Consider the following 2,938-nt stretch of genomic DNA (forward strand, 5'->3'; position numbering starts at 1 on the left):
CCACCGTCACGCCGCGCGCCTCGGCCGCCGCGACCAGGGCGCGAGCCACCGGGTGCTCGGAGCGGATCTCCAGCGCCGCCACCTGGGCCAGCACCGTCGCCTCGTCAAAGCCCTCGGCCGTGACCAGATCGGTCAGCGTCGGCTTGCCTTCGGTCAGGGTGCCGGTCTTGTCGAAGGCGACGACCTCGACGCCCTGCAGGGCCTGAAGCGCCTCGCCCTTGCGGAACAGCACGCCCAGTTCGGCCGCACGCCCCACGCCCACCATGATGGAGGTCGGCGTCGCCAGACCCATGGCGCACGGGCAGGCGATGATCAGCACGGCCACGGTCGCGACCAGGGCCATGCCCATCGCCGGATCGGGTCCGAACAGGAACCATACGGCGAAAGTCAGGGCCGCGATGCCCATGACCACCGGCACGAACCAGCCCGTCACCTTGTCCACCAGCGCCTGGATCGGCAGCTTGGCCCCCTGGGCGGCCTCGACCATCTTGACGATCTGGGCCAGCACGGTCTGCGAGCCGACCTGTCGCGCCTCGAAGCGGAAGGCGCCCGTGGTGTTCAGCGTGCCGCCCGTGACGTCAGCCCCCGCGGTCTTCTCAACCGGGATCGGCTCGCCCGTCAGCATGGATTCATCGACGAAGGAGGCGCCGTCCGTGACCACGCCGTCGACCGGCACCCGTTCGCCGGGGCGCACCACGACCACGTCGCCGACCTTGACCGCATCGACGGCCACGTCCTGTTCGACGCCGTCGCGCACCACGCGCGCGGTCTTGGCCTGCAGCGACATCAGACGACGGATCGCCTGACCCGTTCGACCCTTGGCCCGCGCCTCGATCCAGCGCCCGACCAGGATCAGGGTGACGATCACCGCCGCCGCCTCGAAATAGATATTGGCCGTGCCCTCAGGCAGCCACTGCGGCGCAAAGGTCGCCACCGTCGAGAAGGCCCAGGCGGCCGTCGCGCCCAGCACGACGAGGGAGTTCATGTCCGGCGCCCAGCGCAGCAGGGCGGGCACGCCTTTGCGGTAGAAGATGATCCCCGGCACGAACAGCACGAAGGTCGCCAGCACGAAGCTGATCACCTTCCAGTTGAAGGCGCCGATGGTCTCGCCGATCCAGTGGTGCATCCCCGGCACGAAGTGCGAGCCCATCTCCAGCACGAACAGCGGCAGGGTCGCCGCGCCCGCGATCAGCACCGCGCGGCCCAGCTTCCTAATCTCGGCGTCGCGGGCGGCCTGTTCACGGTCGCTGGCGTCCGGCCCGGCGTCCTCGGGCGCCTCCAGCACATAGCCGGCCTGTTCGACGGCGGCGGCCAGATCCTGGAACGTCGTCGCCCCCGAGAGGAAGCGCACCGTCGCCCGCTCGGTCGCCAGATTGACGCTGGCCGACAGCACGCCCGGCACGGCGGCCAGCGCCTTTTCGACACGGCCGACGCAAGACGCACAGGTCATCTCCCGCACGGGATAGACGACCTCCTCCTCCATCGGCTCATAGCCCGCGCTCTTGATGGCGGCGGCGACGGCGGCGGCGGAACCCTCCGACGACAGCGACACCTGCGCCCGCTCGGCGGCCAGGTTCACCTGCGCCTCGGTCACGCCCGGCACGGCGCGGATCGCCTTTTCAACCCGTCCCACGCAGCTGGCGCAGGTCATGCCCAGCACGGGCAGATCCAGTGTTCTGAAGCCTTCGGCGGCCATGACGTCGTCCTCGCAAACTTTGACGACGACACCTCTAAACCTTCCCATCAAGGGAAGGTCAAGCGCACTGAATCAGGCGTCCTGGGGCAGGCGCGCGATGAAATGCCCCTTCATCCCCTCGGGCCAGTCGCGATAGGGCACGGCGCCGTCCGGGCTGGCGGCGTAGCGGCGCGCGAAGTCGACGATGGCCTCGGCGGCGTCAGCGGTCGGCGTGAAGGTTCCGGCCAGGTAGCCGGGCTTTCCGCCCTGGGCCAGATAGACGGTGCAGTGGCTGCGGCAGGCCCACAGGCAGGCCTGCTCCTCGATCCGCAATTCTGGCGCTGCACCCGCCGCCGTCGTCACGGCCTCAAGCAGTCGCCGCCCGCCCGAAACGCCGTCCGCATCCACGGGCTCGTCCGCCGAATGACGGCAGGTAGAACAGACGATCAGGCGCGCCGTCGCCTCCGTCATCAGAACTCCACCCCGGCCTGAGCCTTCACCCCGCTGCGGAACGGGTGCTTGACCATCTGCATGTCGGTGACGAGATCGGCCGCCTCGATCAGGGCGTCCGGGGCGTTGCGGCCGGTGATGACGACGTGAGTGTCGGCCGGACGCGCGGCCAGAACCTCCAGCACCTCCTCGACCGGCAGGTAGTCGTAGCGCAGGGCGATGTTCAGCTCGTCGCAGACGACCATCTTCCATTCCGGGTCCATGATGCGGGCCTTGGCGGCCTCCCAGGCGCGGCGGACGTTGGCTATGTCGGCGGCGCGGTCCTGGGTGTCCCAGGTGAAGCCCTCGCCCATCGGCCGCATCTCGACCAGATCGGGAAAGCTGTCGAACAGGGTCTGTTCGCCCGTCTCCATCGCCCCCTTGATGAACTGGATGATGGAGGTCTTCATCCCGTGGCCGATCATGCGACAGACCATGCCCATGGCCGCCGTCGACTTGCCCTTGCCCGTCCCCGTGTGGACGATGACCAGGCCGCGCTCGACCGTCTTGGACTGCATCATCCGGGCGCGGGCGGCCTGGACGCGCTTCATCTTCTCGGCGTGGCGGGCGTTCAGTTCGGCGTCGTGCGGATCGCTCATCGGCGGTCGTCTCCTTCAGCGGTCAGGTCCAGTTCAAAGGGCGCGCCCCAGTCCGTCTCAGCGCCCCGACCGATGGCCTCGACGGCGCGGATCATGGCGCCGCCGCGACCCAGCAGGCGATCGGCGTGGGCGACGATCAAAGGGTTGGGCGTGGCGGTCGGCGCGGCGTCTCGCA

Annotated in this window: 3 protein-coding genes; all 3 read right to left on the bottom strand. The window is 69.4% G+C overall.

The window, feature by feature from the left end; translation table 11 throughout:
- The coding region (locus tag RT567_RS15625) for a heavy metal translocating P-type ATPase (RefSeq protein WP_313577153.1) at positions 1 to 1,696 on the bottom strand (1,696 nt) is incomplete at its 3' end.
- Positions 1,697 to 1,768: 72 nt separating this feature from the next.
- Positions 1,769 to 2,146 (bottom strand): DUF1636 domain-containing protein, encoded by a 378-nt coding sequence (locus RT567_RS15630; RefSeq protein WP_313577154.1) that lies wholly within the window; start codon positions 2,144 to 2,146, stop codon positions 1,769 to 1,771.
- Positions 2,146 to 2,763, bottom strand: coding sequence for a cob(I)yrinic acid a,c-diamide adenosyltransferase (gene cobO / locus RT567_RS15635; protein WP_313577155.1), 618 nt, complete (start codon positions 2,761 to 2,763; stop codon positions 2,146 to 2,148). Before cobO ends, RT567_RS15630 begins: the two co-directional genes overlap by 1 nt.
- Positions 2,764 to 2,938 lie beyond the last annotated feature (175 nt).

The sequence above is a fragment of the Brevundimonas sp. genome, from assembly GCF_032107865.1.
In the GTDB taxonomy this organism is placed as follows: Bacteria; Pseudomonadota; Alphaproteobacteria; order Caulobacterales; family Caulobacteraceae; genus Brevundimonas.

Excerpts from the sequence above, each read along its gene's own strand:
- RT567_RS15630 (WP_313577154.1), bottom strand. The coding sequence starts at position 2,146 with ATGACGGAGGCGACGGCGCGCCTGATCGTCTGTTCTACCTGCCGTCAT.
- cobO (WP_313577155.1), bottom strand. The coding sequence starts at position 2,763 with ATGAGCGATCCGCACGACGCCGAACTGAACGCCCGCCACGCCGAGAAG.